This is a genomic window from Halomonas sp. N3-2A (assembly GCF_002216165.1).
Taxonomy (GTDB): Bacteria; Pseudomonadota; Gammaproteobacteria; order Pseudomonadales; family Halomonadaceae; genus Vreelandella.
This window is the reverse complement of the sequence record NZ_CP022286.1, coordinates 412118-425974: the sequence shown is the minus strand read 5'-3', so window position 1 is coordinate 425974 and position 13857 is coordinate 412118. Positions and strand designations below refer to the sequence as shown.

At 54.0% G+C, this 13857-nt stretch carries 13 protein-coding genes; 8 read left to right on the top strand and 5 right to left on the bottom strand.

The window, feature by feature from the left end:
• Window positions 1–8: 8 nt before the first annotated feature.
• From CEK60_RS01840 to CEK60_RS01830, 3 genes are all read right to left on the bottom strand, one after another.
• Window positions 9–737 carry an SIMPL domain-containing protein gene (locus CEK60_RS01840; protein WP_089037575.1) on the bottom strand — a complete coding sequence of 243 codons (729 nt, stop codon included), beginning with the start codon at window positions 735–737 and terminating at the stop codon, window positions 9–11.
• An 85-nt stretch (window positions 738–822) separates the two neighbouring features.
• Entirely contained in the window at window positions 823–1812 is a 990-nt protein-coding gene (locus tag CEK60_RS01835) for a methyltransferase (RefSeq protein ID WP_089037574.1), read from the bottom strand.
• Window positions 1809–2672 (bottom strand): methyltransferase domain-containing protein, encoded by an 864-nt coding sequence (locus CEK60_RS01830; RefSeq protein ID WP_089037573.1) that lies wholly within the window; start codon window positions 2670–2672, stop codon window positions 1809–1811. The genes CEK60_RS01835 and CEK60_RS01830 overlap by 4 nt, the downstream gene beginning before the upstream one ends.
• A 183-nt stretch (window positions 2673–2855) precedes the next feature.
• Between CEK60_RS01830 and CEK60_RS01825 the strand changes: the two genes are divergently transcribed.
• The 4 genes from CEK60_RS01825 (at window position 2856) to CEK60_RS01810 (ending at window position 6622) form a co-directional block, all read left to right on the top strand.
• On the top strand, window positions 2856–3872 hold the full coding sequence (locus CEK60_RS01825) for a LacI family DNA-binding transcriptional regulator (RefSeq protein WP_089037572.1): 1017 nt from the start codon (window positions 2856–2858) through the stop codon (window positions 3870–3872).
• A gap of 89 nt (window positions 3873–3961) precedes the next feature.
• Window positions 3962–4930, top strand: a complete 969-nt coding sequence (locus CEK60_RS01820; protein WP_089037571.1) for a sugar kinase — start codon at window positions 3962–3964, stop codon at window positions 4928–4930.
• 43 nt (window positions 4931–4973) lie between these two features.
• Window positions 4974–5948, top strand: coding sequence for a 2-hydroxyacid dehydrogenase (locus CEK60_RS01815; RefSeq protein WP_089037570.1), 975 nt, complete (start codon window positions 4974–4976; stop codon window positions 5946–5948).
• Window positions 5945–6622: an HAD family hydrolase gene (locus CEK60_RS01810; RefSeq protein ID WP_089037569.1), complete on the top strand. Its 678-nt coding sequence runs from the start codon at window positions 5945–5947 to the stop codon at window positions 6620–6622. The genes CEK60_RS01815 and CEK60_RS01810 overlap by 4 nt, the downstream gene beginning before the upstream one ends.
• A gap of 33 nt (window positions 6623–6655) precedes the next feature.
• On the opposite strand, the gene CEK60_RS01805 is transcribed toward CEK60_RS01810, so the two are convergent.
• Window positions 6656–7864 (bottom strand): amino acid deaminase, encoded by a 1209-nt coding sequence (locus tag CEK60_RS01805; protein ID WP_089037568.1) that lies wholly within the window; start codon window positions 7862–7864, stop codon window positions 6656–6658.
• Window positions 7865–7988: 124 nt separating this feature from the next.
• Between CEK60_RS01805 and CEK60_RS01800 the strand changes: the two genes are divergently transcribed.
• From CEK60_RS01800 to CEK60_RS01785, 4 genes are all read left to right on the top strand, one after another.
• On the top strand, window positions 7989–8852 hold the full coding sequence (locus CEK60_RS01800; protein ID WP_089037567.1) for a MurR/RpiR family transcriptional regulator: 864 nt from the start codon (window positions 7989–7991) through the stop codon (window positions 8850–8852).
• Window position 8853: 1 nt separating this feature from the next.
• Complete coding sequence (locus CEK60_RS01795) at window positions 8854–10326, top strand: N-acyl-D-amino-acid deacylase family protein (protein WP_089037566.1); 1473 nt, start codon at window positions 8854–8856, stop codon at window positions 10324–10326.
• A gap of 11 nt (window positions 10327–10337) precedes the next feature.
• On the top strand, window positions 10338–10730 hold the full coding sequence (locus tag CEK60_RS01790) for a RidA family protein (RefSeq protein ID WP_038485767.1): 393 nt from the start codon (window positions 10338–10340) through the stop codon (window positions 10728–10730).
• Between the two features lie 154 nt (window positions 10731–10884).
• On the top strand, window positions 10885–12384 hold the full coding sequence (locus tag CEK60_RS01785) for a sodium:solute symporter family protein (protein ID WP_089037565.1): 1500 nt from the start codon (window positions 10885–10887) through the stop codon (window positions 12382–12384).
• 174 nt (window positions 12385–12558) lie between these two features.
• Here CEK60_RS01785 and CEK60_RS01780 read toward each other — a convergent pair whose 3' ends face one another.
• Window positions 12559–13857: a GAK system CofD-like protein gene (locus CEK60_RS01780; protein ID WP_226924660.1), complete on the bottom strand. Its 1299-nt coding sequence runs from the start codon at window positions 13855–13857 to the stop codon at window positions 12559–12561.

Below are 13857 nucleotides of genomic sequence, written 5' to 3'. Positions count from 1 at the left end.
GCTAAGGACTACTCTTCTAACGCGTAATCTACCGTAGTGACGACTCTGATTCGCTTGATATGGGGTGTATAGCTATCAAGATCTTCAATGGAAAAGTAGCCCTGGGTCGCTTGGCGTATTCCCCCAACACCACTACCAGAATCCTCGGCAAACTGCTGGGCTGCATTGCGTGCATCAGCCGTCGCTTCAGCAATCATTTCAGGCTTAATGTCGTCTAAGCCAGTAAACAAAAACTCAGTGCGGTATTCATAGCTAGGCGACAACAGCACGCCTTGACGTACCAAAGCAGTGGCTTGGGGCACCGCCTCTATCACCCCACTAACATTATCAGTACGTAGCAACAACGTAGCCTCAGCCCGATAGCGCTCGTCTGGGCGTTCGCCACCATACATATTGCTAAATTGATCAGTGATACGCGGTGGCGTTACGCTGACGTTGCCCATATCGAAACCACGGGCATCCAGAAATTGGCGAATCAACTGCTCATTGCTGGAAAGTTGCTGCTCTAAGTCAGAAAGCGAATTGGCATTAACAGTATAGTTAAGTGGCCATAGCACCATATCCGCCGCCACTTCGCGCTCGGACAAGCCACGCACGGTGACGCTGCGTGAAGATTGCTGCCAAACCTCCGCTGCCCCTTTGAAGTAACTGCCTCCCCACACTAGCCCCAGCGCCAGCAAACCGCCCAAGATCAACGCACTGCCAATTACGGCTGTCGTACGAACGCTTCCTGTCATTTCCATCTCCTTTTACACGAGTCACCGAAACGCGGCTTACAAATGGCATCATAGACGTAAATAGTCGTCTCAGCAGTGGCGCTTGCTATTTAGCGGCTCGATACACTTTAAAGCGCCGATTATCTGCCAAGGTCTCAAAACTACCGAAGGTGCTTTCCAGCACATCAGGATAAGGAAGAAAGGCATTCGCCACTAACACAAGCTGTCCCTTGGCCGATAAATGATTGGGAGCTTCTGAAATCAGCCGTGCGCTAGGGCTATAGGTAATCTCGCGCTCCTGATGAAACGGAGGGTTACTCACTATCAGATCATACTGCTCTCCCCCAAGCGCTGAATAGACGTCGCTCTCAAGCACTCGCCCACTAAGCTGGTTGGCTGCTAGCGTTCGGCGGCACGCCTCCACCGCAAACGCACTGACATCCACGGCGGTGACCTGATGGCCTCGCGCTGCAAGCCAAGCACTAATAATGCCGTCGCCGCAGCCCATATCCAGCACGTTGAGCGGCTTTTTGGGCAAGCTAGTCGCTATGCTTTCGAGCATTAAACGCGTGCCTTCATCAACCTTGCCGTGACCAAAGACGCCAGGATGACTCACCAGTTTTAAATCCAGCGCTTCAAAGGTTTGCCACGCATTGTCCGGCTGCCCCATCGCTACCGTGCGCGTAGCAAACAACGAGCAACGACGAGCGTTATCGAGCTTATCGCAGCGCATGCCCAACTCACTCAATATCTTAGGCACGCGCTTGATGCCTCCCTGGTGCTCACCAACAACATCAAGCGGGGTATTTTCAGGCAACACGTGACATAGCCATGTTAGCCACCAGATTCCCAGTTGATGAGCCTTCGGCCAAAACAGCACCACCTGCCCAGCCTGCTGAATAAAGGGTGCATCAAACGGGCTAGCGGCTGCTTTACCGCCGGATGCCCAGTGTTCACGCAGCGCCACATCCCCACTTATCATTGCCGTGGAATGGGCTTGCAACCAGGCATCAGCAGGCGGCGCAACGGGCCATAAGTTAGCCGCTTGGCCATAGAAACGTTCAAGGAGTTGGCAAGCAGGCAGTTGAGCGCTCATACATCGGCCTCGGGTTTGGTGAAGGTGTAAAGTAGATAGCGACCTAACCGCCAGTGAGGATCTTGGCGGCAGTACTGCTTTTCGAGTGCCAGCAGTGTCGCCTGCTCGCTCTCTTCCGCAGAGGGATGGCGTAAGTAATCCTGAAAAATTCGTATCCCGGCAACAGAATCCATGCGCAGGCCGTTATTCGCTGCCCATAGGCACACTTCATCGTGGGTGACTGGTGAGATAGGCGTTAACCGCTGTCGCTTACCTTTGCCCTCAAGCTGGTCGCTAAGCGCTTTTTGTAAGTTACCTTTGATGACGTTGGAGAAACGCAACGCATCGCGGTTAAACACCATCAAACTTAACTGCCCGCCGGGGGCAAGCAGACTCGCCAGCGTTTGCACAGCCTGCTCAGGCTCTCCTAACCACTCAAGCACAGCGTGACAAGTGATGAGCGGCCAAGGCCCAGGCGCTTGCTGCGGCAGCGACTGAAGTGGCGCGGCAAGATAGCGAAGCTGTTCTGGTGGCCAAGCACCTGCAGCACGTCGCTCGTCATGCCATGCGTTTGCATGGGCCAACATATCCTGAGAAGGCTCTGCCATGGTGACCGCGTGTCCACGCTCAGCAAACCAGCCCGAGAGCTGTCCTAAACCACCACCAACATCAAGTACTGGCTGTGCTGTCAGGCGCAGCATTTGCGGCAGCAAATAATCCAGCATCGCCAGTCGCAGCTCGCCACGGGGCGCTTGATAAAGCGAACGGGAGAACTTATCGACCAAGCCATCGAAATAGCGATCTCCCGCCTGTGTTAGCTCATAGCCTTTTGCAATATGGCTGTTTGAAATATGACTTGTTGATGTATTAAGGGGATGCATGCATGGCGCCAAGCGTTGACTCAAAGTCGCGTAGTTTAACCTGCCTGAGAGCAGAAGGCTTGCTCCGATAGTGAAGACAACGGGGGTTAATTGTCGATGCCAAGCCATACCACGAGTATTGTCTTTCGGATCGAAAACAGCTAACTTGGGAACGTTCCCATTTATTTAAGAAACACGCCACTTATGCCGTCATCTCGGGCCACCCTCATCGAAGTTGCCAAATTAGCGGGTACATCCAAAACCAGCGTCTCACGTTATTTCGGTTCAGAACGCGAACGGCTAACCCCCAAGCTCCAGTCACAAATTGAGCAGGCAGCTAACACATTGGGCTATCAACCCAATCTCATGGCGCGTGGCCTAAAAGGCGGAGGCTCACGGCTGCTGGGTATGCTAGTGGCTGATATACGTAACCCTTTTTCGGTTGCCGCTGTGCATGGCGTGGAGCAGGCCGCTCGAGCCCATGGCTATTCGCTGATTGTGTGTAATACCGATAACGACCCAGAGCAAGAACAAACGCAACTAGCGTCGCTGGCCGCCTACCAAGTGGAAGGCCTAATCATCAATGCGGCGGGGCAACCTGAATCTCAGTTGCAAGCATTAATGCACAGCGGTATTCCGCTGGTGCTGCTTGATCGCGAAATTCGCCAGCTCGATGCCGAGGTTATTGGGCTCGATAACACCCAGGCGATTGATATGGCACTGGATCACTTAATGCAACAAGGCTATCGCTCAGTGCTTTATGTAAGTGAAGCGCCTGAACATGCCAGCGCTCGACAAGAACGGCTGAAACGATTTAAGCAGCAAGTAAAAACCCTAGGCCTGGACAACCAGACGCTAGTGCTAAGCAGCCTAGATGAACATTCAGCCATACCAACATTAAGCGAGTTTACCCAACGTCCTGCCAGCGCTCCCAAGGCAATATTGTGCGCTAACGGCAACGTAACGCTCGCGATGGTGCGCGGCTTTCAGCACCTTGGCCTCACGATGGGATCAATCGGCTTACTAGGCATTGATGAGTTGGAGTGGTGTGAACTCGTGTCGCCAGGCATCACCACCCTTGCCCAGCCAACCGATGCGATTGGTCAAGCCGCCGTCGCCTGCCTGCTTAATCAGCTTCCACAGCACGCAAGCAAGCTCGCCGTGCAAGCCCGACACTCACCAACGCTAATTGCCCGGGGTAGCACCATCCCCTCCGGATAGCCCTTACCTGCAGCGTTGCGAGACTCCGTACAACTGACACCTCGAAATGGTATCGTTCCCAATCAGCAGCAAAACGAGTGAGACGCCCTATGACACAGTCTGATTCTGCACCCAAAATACTGACCTTCGGCGAAGCCATGGCCATGTTTGTCGCCGATGCCCCCGGCCCTCTTGCAAACATTGAGCACTTTCAGCGCCGTTTGGCGGGTGCCGATAATAATGTCGCGATAGGCCTCTCCAGGCTGGGCTTTCAGGTAAGCTGGCTAAGCCGAGTGGGCAATGACAGTTTCGGCCAATTTATTCGCAAAGCACTGGAAACTGAGCGTATCGATAGCCAGCATATTCACACTGACTCACAGCGCCCCACAGGGCTGCTCTTTAAAGAGCGGGCACAGGATGGCGCTGACCCACGAGTTGAATATTTCAGACAAGGCAGTGCCGCAAGCCATCTCTCTATTGAGGATGCTAAGAATGTCGACTTTCAGGCGCTTACCCACCTACACGCAACCGGCATTACCCCAGCCTTATCTGAAAGTGCTTGCCAGCTTACCCGTCATTTAATGAAACAGGCGCGTACTCATGGGGCGAGTATTTCCTTTGACCCCAATCTGCGTCCGTCACTTTGGCCCAACGAAAACGTCATGCGCACTACCTTAAATGAACTTGCCAGCCGTGCCGATTGGGTATTGCCAGGGCTGGCCGAAGGGCGCTTGCTGACTGGCTGCGAATCGCCTGAAGCAATTGCCGACTTCTATCTGGCGCGCGGTGTTAAGGCTGTCATTATTAAACTGGGTCCAGAAGGTAGCTACTATCGCGGAAACATCAACGGCTCACTGGAAAGTTATTTGGTTCCTGGTCAACCAGTCGCTGAAGTAATCGATACCGTTGGCGCAGGCGATGGCTTCGCAGTGGGCGCGATTAGCGCCTTATTAGATGGTCTTACGCCTCAGCAGGCATTGAACCGCGGCAACTTGGTGGGCGCCCAGGCTGTTCAAGTAGTGGGCGATATGGAAGGCTTACCTAGTCGCCAACAGTTGCAGGCACTAGAACAACGCTAAGCCACTAGCATTCGCAAACACCATCCAAGCGACAGGAGGCAGCATGAAAAAGAGCGTCATCGTACTAGGGCGGCTCAGCTCATCTCAATGGGCGGAACTTGAACAGCACGCCCAGTTAGTTGGGCTATCCAAACCATTAGACCTCACTCAACAAGACGTGCTTTCCAACCTAGCGCAAGCGCATGGCATTATCGGCTCCGGCTTGGCGATAACCCCTCAGTTGCTGGACGCAGCGCCCAACTTGAAAGTCATCGCGACCGTCTCTGTTGGCTATGACAACATCCCCGTTGATGAACTGACCCAGCGCGGCATTATGCTGTGTAACACGCCTGATGTGCTTACCGAAACCACCGCCGATACTGGCTTTGCTCTGATCATGGCCACGGCGCGCCGGGTAGTTGAATTAGCCGAGTGGGTCAAAGCGGACAAATGGCAGGCCAGCATTGGCCCCGCACTATTTGGTAGCGATGTGCATGGTAAAACCCTCGGCATGGTGGGGTTTGGGCGTATTGGTCAGGCTGTCGCCAGGCGCGGAGCCTTGGGTTTTGGGATGCAGGTACTTTACTCCAATGCATCGCACAAACCTGCCCTTGAAAAGGAGCTGGGTGCGCAGCGCCGCGAACTCAACGAGCTGTTGGCCGAGGCCGATTTCGTCTGTGTCACAGTGCCACTCACTGCCGACACCGAACATTTGCTTGGTGTGAATGAGTTCGCGCAGATGAAGTCCTCCGCCATCTTCATCAATATCGCGCGCGGCAAAGTCGTCGACGAAAACGCGTTAATAGACGCCTTGCAAAACGGCGTTATTCAAGCAGCCGGGCTGGATGTATTTGAGCAGGAGCCGCTCCCCTCCTCGTCACCGCTATCGAAGATGCCCAATGTGGTCGCACTGCCGCATATCGGCTCTGCCACCCATGAAACCCGCGACGCCATGGCCCAGCGGGCGGTGGATAATATTTGCTTGGCACTTCAGGGTGAACGCCCTATCAGCCTGGTCAACGAGGAAGCATATCGATGAGTGCTGTTAACACCACGTCTACACCTCTCTGCTTACTGTTCGACTGCGATGGCACCCTGGTGGATAGCGAAGTACTGCTTGCCGAGGTGATGGGTGAAATCCTTCCCGAATTTCACCTACCCTTCTCAGCACAGCAATATATGGATGAATTTCGCGGGGTACGTTTCCTGACAATCGTCCAAACGCTGGAACGTCGTTTTCAGACATTGGAAGACGGCAAGCTTTCTCAGCTTGAGGCAGGCATGCGGGCACGTATGGAAACCCGCATGCGTGCTGAGCTGGTGGCAATACCGGGTATGGCTGCCGCATTGGAGCAGTTAAGCAGCCACCCCAAAGCCGTGGTGTCTAATGGCCCCGAACCCAAAATTCGTTGTGCGCTGGAAAGCACCGAGCTAGGCCACCATTTTGGCGACAAGCTGTTTAGCGCCTATACCTTAAACGTCTGGAAACCCAACCCTGAACTTTATCGCCAAGCCGCCGCCGCAATGGGCCACTCCCCCCAACAATGCGTGGTGATTGATGATGCGGCGGTGGGAGTGGAAGCGGGGTTGGCAGCAGGCATGCACGTCATTCACCTCAACCACTTCCCTAACGAGGAAGTTACCCCCGAGGGTGCCATTGGTATTCAACACGCCCATGAACTGCCCGCCGCTATTGCGCGCTTAGCCGCGTAAGCGACGTCGCGGCGAGCGATCATAGGGCCTCTTTTAAAAGTAGGTGGCCAAACGCTCTTTAACGTTTAACTGATCATCCACTAACAGCAGTTGGCGCCATTTATCGAAGGTTAAGCAGGGATGAGAGGCGCCAAATGCGACGATATCACCGACCTCGACATCCAGAGCCTCTTCGGGAAGGCGCACAAAAGTGTGCTGATCCATAATTTTCGTCACTTCCCAACCAGCCACAGGCAATGGCTGCGAGGGGCTACCTGCTTCCCGGAAACGACGCAGGGCAATGGGTAACTGGTCATGACCAATATCACGCTTACCGAGCGCCACAATGGCAAGCCCAGGTTCGGGAAGCGACTGCACCTGGGCAAACACTTCCAGAGCAGGCTCAAGCCCCTGCTGTAAATCCGGTCGGCGGTCTAATACCGCTGACTGCGCTTCACGATAAAGCCCATGATCGTGGACGACATAACACCCAGGCCGTAGCACGGGGGTAAATCGACCTTGCAGCGGTGCGCCCTCAAAGACTTCTGCAATCACGTCATACCAAGCAGAACCTGAGGCCGTTACGATTGGGTTTTCTTGCGCAAAGCGGCCAGCCGCTTCAAGCTCTACCGCTACATCCACCAGATATTGAGCATAAGCACGAATACCCGCTTCGGGGTTATCCCCGTGAACCACCCCTTCATAGCCTTCCAACCCCACTAGTGAAAGCGCAGGCTCATCAGCAATTGCCTCTGCCAGAGAAAGAATCTGCTGCTTATTGCGGCAGCCGCAACGCCCACCAGTGACCCCTACCTCAATCAGTAGCGCCAAATTCAAATCACGCTCCGCAAAGAAACGCCCGAGCTGACGCACGTTTTCCTGACTATCGACCACACAGTAAAACGTCGCGCCCTGCTCAATCAGGCTGGCGATGATGGCCATATTGGCCTGACCAACCAGTTGGTTCGCCATCAATATCCGAGTGACACCATTGGTGAAGGCCGCACGACACTGGGGTGCAGTGGCAAGCGTGATACCCCACGCCCCCGCCTGGAGCTGTCGATGGAAAAGCGCGGGCGTCATGGTGGTTTTGCCATGGGGCGCCAAGTGAGCGCCATGAGCCTCGGCGAATCGTTGCATCCACGCTACGTTATGAGCCAGTGGGCCTTCATGCACCACGGCAGCGGGCAGGCTGACACCTGATAGAAGGTTTGATCCCAATTCCACACCGCCTTTATCCATTACTAATGGCATTGTCTGCATTCGCCCACTTCCTGTTTAGTTTTCTGTTTAATGAAACACATCAATGTTAGATATTTTCACAACTATTGACTTTAAGTTAGAAACTAACATACTTTCTAAATCAGGCAACCCCTAGGAGTCCACGGTGAGCCAAGAAATCGACATCTTGTCACGTATTACCACTGACTTTGCTGCCCTGCGCGAAGCTGAAAAGAAAGTCGCCGAGCTGATATTTGCTGACATCGAGTTTGTCACTGAAGCAAGCATCGGTGACATCGCCCAGCGTGCGGGGGTAAGTGATGCCAGCGTCACCCGATTTGCACGCGCTATCGGCTGCACGAATGTGCGCGACTTAAAGACGCGCTTAACACGCGCTTTAGCAGCAGGTCGTCGTTTTATACAAGAAGCGACCCCCGAAGACAGTTCAAGCGTGGTGTATGACATTGCCACGCAAACCTTGGCACTTAACCGTGACCTACTCGCCCAGGCCAATGTGGCAGGCGCGGTTGAACTGCTAGATCAAGCACGCCAGATATTGGTATTTGGCGCAGGAGGCGGCTCCAGCATTCTCTGCCAAGAGTTTCAGTTCCGTTTAGTGAGACTGGGCTATGCGATCTGCGCTTACCCTCAAGCACTCTTGCCCCGCATGGTAGCGTCAACCCTAGAGCCGAATGACGTCGTCGTCGTGCTATCAGTCACCGGCTACACCCCGGAGATGGTGGAGTCTGCACAAATTGCCAAGCAGTACGGCGCAAAAGTGATTGCCATCACCGCTCTGAATTCTCCTTTAGCCGACACATCCGACATTGTGCTACCGATTACCTCTCGGGAAACCGACTTCATCTATCACCCTTCAGCTTCCCGCTACGCCATGCTGGCGGTCATCGACGTGTTAGCGCTTGAACTTGCCATGCGCCACCGTGAGCGTTCACGAACTAAATTACGCCGTCTCAAACTTAGCCTCGATGACCATCGCGGTGGCGACAACCGCCAGCCACTAGGAGATTAAGATGGTTTACGACCTGCTGATTCGTAACGCCAACGTATTGGATGGCTCCGGCGCAGCCCATTTTCGTGCCGATGTAGCTATTCAAGGCGAACGTATCTGCGCCATCGGCGACATGCCCTACGCCACCGCCATCACCATTATTGACGCCCAAGAGCGCTATCTGGCTCCTGGCTTTATTGACGTCCACACTCACGACGACACCAATGTTATTCGTACTCCCGAAATGCTGCCAAAGCTGACACAAGGAGTAACGACGGTGGTGGTGGGTAACTGTGGAATCAGCGCCAGCCCCGTGACGCTCGCTAGCGAAGTTCCCGACCCCATGAATTTATTGGGCAAGCTAGAAGACTTTCGCTATCCAAGCTTCAGCGCCTATGCCAACGCCGTGGACGCTGCCACACCCAGTATTAACGTCGCCGCCTTGGTGGGGCATACCAGTCTACGCAGCCAGGTGATGGATAGCTTTACCCGGCCTGCGAATCGAGAAGAAATTGCCAACATGGAAGCGTTGCTCAGCCAAGCGTTGGATGAAGGTGCATTAGGGCTTAGTTCGGGGCTTGCCTACCGCAACGCGATACACGCGCCGACCACCGAAATGGCTCCTCTGGTGGCCGCCGTTGGGAAATCAGGCGGCGTCTATACCACCCATCTTCGTGATGAGTTTGCGGGTCTGCTAGATGCCATGGACGAAGCATTTGCCACTGCTCGCAGTGGCCAGGTGCCTCTGGTGATCTCGCATCTTAAATGCGCCGGCGCGGGTAATTGGGGAGGCGCTAGTAAGGCGTTGGGTAAATTAGAGACAGCCGCCCAGCATCAGCATGCTCACTGCGACTGCTACCCCTACACCGCTGGCTCTTCCACCCTTGACCTCGGCCAAGTGACAGATGAGATTGAGATCACCATTACCTGGTCGACACCGCACCCAGAGCAGGCGCGCCGCCCACTTAAAGAGATCGCCGCCGAGTGGGGAGTATCTCTTTTAGACGCAGCCAAACAGCTACAGCCAGCGGGGGCGGTTTACCACAACATGAGTGAAGCGGATATGCAGCAAGTGTTAGCGCATCCGCTCTCCATGGTCGGTTCCGATGGTTTACCGAACGACCCGCACCCTCACCCGCGCCTTTGGGGTGCATTTCCGCGTGTACTGGCTCACTACAGCCGCGATTTAAAGCTAATGCCGCTGGCCGAAGCGGTGCGCAAAATGACCAGCCTTTCGGCAGCTAATTTTGGCCTAACAGATCGCGGTGTGATCCGCATAGGCGCCTATGCAGATCTCACCCTTTTTGATCTGAAAACTCTTGAAGATACGGCCAATTACGAGACCCCTATTGCGGCCGCTAAAGGCATCGAGATGGTCATAGTGAACGGCAAAATCGCCTATCACCAGGGCACAATTTCAGACCAACGCGCAGGCAGGATGCTGCGCAGAACAGAGCGCATTTTGCAATCAATTCCCACCTTTCACCCCAACTAGGAGCAAACCTCATGAGCATTACGCGATACGGCACCGAAGGCGGCGTAGGCACCGGCGGTCAGAAGCTGCCCTTTGCCCGCGCTGTAGAGGCCGGTGGCTGGCTATACGTCTCCGGCCAAACCCCCATGACCGATGGCGAAGTCGTTGAAGGCGGCATTGTTGAGCAGACTCGCCTCGCCTTCAACAACTGTCTGGCCATTATGCATGAAGCTGGTTACGGCGTTGAAGATGTCGTACATGTCACCACCGTGCTCACCGATGCGCGCTATTTCAGCTCTTTCAACAAAGTGTTTAAGGAGGTCTTTGGCGACAATCCCCCGGCACGCATTTGCAGCGTTCAAGACTTGGTGGTGGATTGCAAAGTTGAGGTTGACGTGAAGTGCTTCCGCGCAGATCGCGCCTAAATATCTAAAAATAATTACCACAAAAAGCGCCGCACCCCGGCAAGGGCACGGCGCCAGATTACCGCGTGATTAAGACAAAAGCCCTGCGGTAATCGCTTCCATTGCCTACCTCCGGCCGCGGCAACGGCCGGATCAACAACGATAAGAGGTTAACATGAACAGTCAACTATTCCTCACCACCTTTGTGCTCTACATCGTCGCCATGATCGTGTTTGGCTGGTGGGTTTCAAGACACAAACGGGGCAGCGGCGACGACTTCTTACTCGGCGGGCGAAGCGTACCGCTCTTTCTTACCGTCGGCACCACGGTTGCCACCATGGTAGGTACTGGTTCAAGTATGGGTGCTGTTGGGTTCGGTTACGCTAATGGCTGGGCTGGCGCGTTATATGGTATTGGCGGCGCGATTGGGGTTTTGCTACTCGCCGTGTGTTTTGCCCCCGTTCGTAAGCTGCGTTTTATGACCATGAGCGAGGAACTCGCCTACTACGTCGGCGCCAACCGGCTGGTACGCAATGTGGTCGCGCTGCTTATCTATATTGCCTGCATAGGCTGGCTGGGTGCCCATATTCTTGGCGGTGGCCTTTACCTCTCTTGGATGGCGGACATTGATCTAACGACTGCGCGTATCCTGGTTGCTCTGGGCTTCGGCATTTACTGCGTGGTAGGCGGTTATTTCGCGGTTATCTGGACTGACACTATTCAAGCGGTCGTACTGTTCGCAGGCTTTATCTTGATGGCAGTGCTGGCGCTAGTAGAGGTTGGCGGCTTCTCAGGGCTTACGGCGGGTATGGATGCGGGCGCCACGAGCTTTCTAGGCATTGGTCAGATTGGCGGACTACCGGCACTATCACTTGCCGCCGTTATTGCTATCGGCGTACTGGCAACACCCTCTTTTCGTCAGCGCATCTATTCAGGTAAATCAGTGGGCTCGGTACGCCGCTCGTTCTTAATTACAGGCGCGCTCTACCTGGGCTTCTCGATCATTCCCGCAATTATCGGCATGGCGACTCACGCGCTTAACCCTGGGCTCGAAAACAGCAACTACGCCTTCCCTTTTCTAGCCACTGAAATCATGCCGCTTGGGCTGGGCTTACTGCTGTTGGTAGCAGGCCTCTCCGCCACCATGTCGAGTGCAAGCTCCGATGCGATTGCCGGCGTTTCCACGCTGATTCGCGATCTGTATGTGCTGGCAACGGGCCGCACGCCCTCCGCACGAAATGTTGTACGCTTCTCACGTATTGCACTCGTAGCAACCATTGGTCTGGCACTGCTGTTCGCACTAGCCTCGGATAATGTCATCACCTACATCACCCGCATGATCTCGACAATTCTGTCAGGACTGTTTGTGAGTGCCATGCTCGGTCGCTTCTGGCCCCGCTACAACTGGCAGGGCGCGATCGCCACGCTAATTTGCGCGTCGGTGACCTCTTTAACGATTATCGCCAATAGCGACTGGACAGCCTTCTGGGGTAACCCAAGCATTCCGGCGGTGCTTGTAGCACTGGTAGCAGGCGTGATGGTAAGTCTAGTGACACCCGCTTCCCGCGTTACCCCGGAGCAGGCGCTAGCGATTCTTGACCAAGAGCGCCAGCGAATGGAGCAAGTGCCCGAGCCAACACTCACCAGTGATGAAGTGCCCGCTGCATCTCGCTAATCGTTAGCCAGTAGTGCGCCAAAAAGCCCCGCTGAGGTAATTCATCAGCGGGGCTTTTATAACCCATTGGCGGGGCTGGGCACGCGATCGATAATCCATTGGGCATCCTTACGAGTCGAGACAATCCGGGGAAGTCTCTGGCGGGTTCAACACTATTTTCGATTTAGCGGGGGATTAGGTAAGCCCAAGTAGGGCTTCTGCTAACTTAACGTCATCGTAACGGTCTATATCAGCGTTATCCGCTGCAAGATCCGTATCGATAATTTGAATACCCATCTGCTTACTGATGATTTCCATCTGCTCAGTTGAAACACTCAGTAACTGCGAATCAAACAGCAGAAAGTCTATTAAGGGTCGTTCTGGCGACCTCGTTTGAGGTTTGAATGACATAGACTTGAATGGCACTGGTTTGAGTGACAAGTGGTGATTGAGCATTCTAATCTGGTCAACCAACGTCATCCCAAACGTTTCAAGATCGGTTCCCAAACTAGGCACATACACCCTCGGCGCTGGATTTTTAGCCAATGCTTTGGTCACGCCTTTGGGGAGTAAATTGGCAATAATGCTGCTGTAAAGACTACCCGGTGGAAAAACCAGCAGCTCAGCAGAGTCGATGAGTAAGCGAGTTTCTTTACAAACTTTGGAGACATCCAAAGTATCGATATCATCCGCTTCCCCCGATAGTTTTATCGATTTAATGGGTGAATCAATTTTTGCTGTTTCTTTGCCGGTAAAGCAATGCTGCCCGATAATTGTCTGGCCATTCTCTAACAACACCTCTAGCTGAAGATCAGCGTCAGTTGTTGTGCGAACAGTGCCGCGTGTTTTGATGAGCTGACCAAATAGAAAAGCAATCGGGTCCAGTGAGCGATTGTGAATAAGGTAGCCACCGGTCAAGATCAAGTTCCCCACGCTAGCCCCAGCGAGGTCAAAATCCTGTGGCATGTGTTTATAAAACGCAGTGATATAACTCTGAATCAGCGACCGCATAGGCTCTGCAATCGCCTTGAGCAGTGGATGCTTAGCGCTCACCAGGGCCTGTAGGCTTTGCTCCAGCACGGCCTTCTCTTCGCTTTCTTTCAGCTCATTAGCCGTCAGACGATGCGAAAACAGTGCAGCAACGTCAGGATGGCCAGTCACCGAATCGTCAGCCAATGAAAGTAACCGAGCTCGCAAGTCTCCAACGGCAGGCATCGCAAAAGCTCGACGCAATTCGGCGGAGCTGCCACCAGAGTCAAAAGGGGTCACAAGATGAATCGAATTATGAGTGTAGTCTGTCAGTACCTCAGAGAAGTGCCTGAGTGCCGAACCACCGCTGAAAAAAAGTATTTTTGGCCCTAGTTCCGGCGTTTTACGGTATCTGGCAAGACGCAAATCCTGCCCCTGAGAAAGCTCTCGGGGCATATTAACATGAGCACAAGTAAAGCGATTTTTCTTCATACAACCCTTTGAATTGTAACGAAAACGTAACAT

What these genes read in the sequence shown, in the direction of transcription:
- CEK60_RS01840 (WP_089037575.1), bottom strand. Translation starts at nt 737, where the DNA reads ATGACAGGAAGCGTTCGTACGACAGCCGTAATTGGCAGTGCGTTGATC.
- CEK60_RS01835 (WP_089037574.1), bottom strand. Translation starts at nt 1,812, where the DNA reads ATGAGCGCTCAACTGCCTGCTTGCCAACTCCTTGAACGTTTCTATGGC.
- CEK60_RS01830 (WP_089037573.1), bottom strand. Translation starts at nt 2,672, where the DNA reads ATGCATCCCCTTAATACATCAACAAGTCATATTTCAAACAGCCATATT.
- CEK60_RS01825 (WP_089037572.1), top strand. Translation starts at nt 2,856, where the DNA reads ATGCCGTCATCTCGGGCCACCCTCATCGAAGTTGCCAAATTAGCGGGT.
- CEK60_RS01820 (WP_089037571.1), top strand. Translation starts at nt 3,962, where the DNA reads ATGACACAGTCTGATTCTGCACCCAAAATACTGACCTTCGGCGAAGCC.
- CEK60_RS01815 (WP_089037570.1), top strand. Translation starts at nt 4,974, where the DNA reads ATGAAAAAGAGCGTCATCGTACTAGGGCGGCTCAGCTCATCTCAATGG.
- CEK60_RS01810 (WP_089037569.1), top strand. Translation starts at nt 5,945, where the DNA reads ATGAGTGCTGTTAACACCACGTCTACACCTCTCTGCTTACTGTTCGAC.
- CEK60_RS01805 (WP_089037568.1), bottom strand. Translation starts at nt 7,864, where the DNA reads ATGCAGACAATGCCATTAGTAATGGATAAAGGCGGTGTGGAATTGGGA.
- CEK60_RS01795 (WP_089037566.1), top strand. Translation starts at nt 8,854, where the DNA reads ATGGTTTACGACCTGCTGATTCGTAACGCCAACGTATTGGATGGCTCC.
- CEK60_RS01790 (WP_038485767.1), top strand. Translation starts at nt 10,338, where the DNA reads ATGAGCATTACGCGATACGGCACCGAAGGCGGCGTAGGCACCGGCGGT.
- CEK60_RS01785 (WP_089037565.1), top strand. Translation starts at nt 10,885, where the DNA reads ATGAACAGTCAACTATTCCTCACCACCTTTGTGCTCTACATCGTCGCC.
- CEK60_RS01780 (WP_226924660.1), bottom strand. Translation starts at nt 13,857, where the DNA reads ATGTTACGTTTTCGTTACAATTCAAAGGGTTGTATGAAGAAAAATCGC.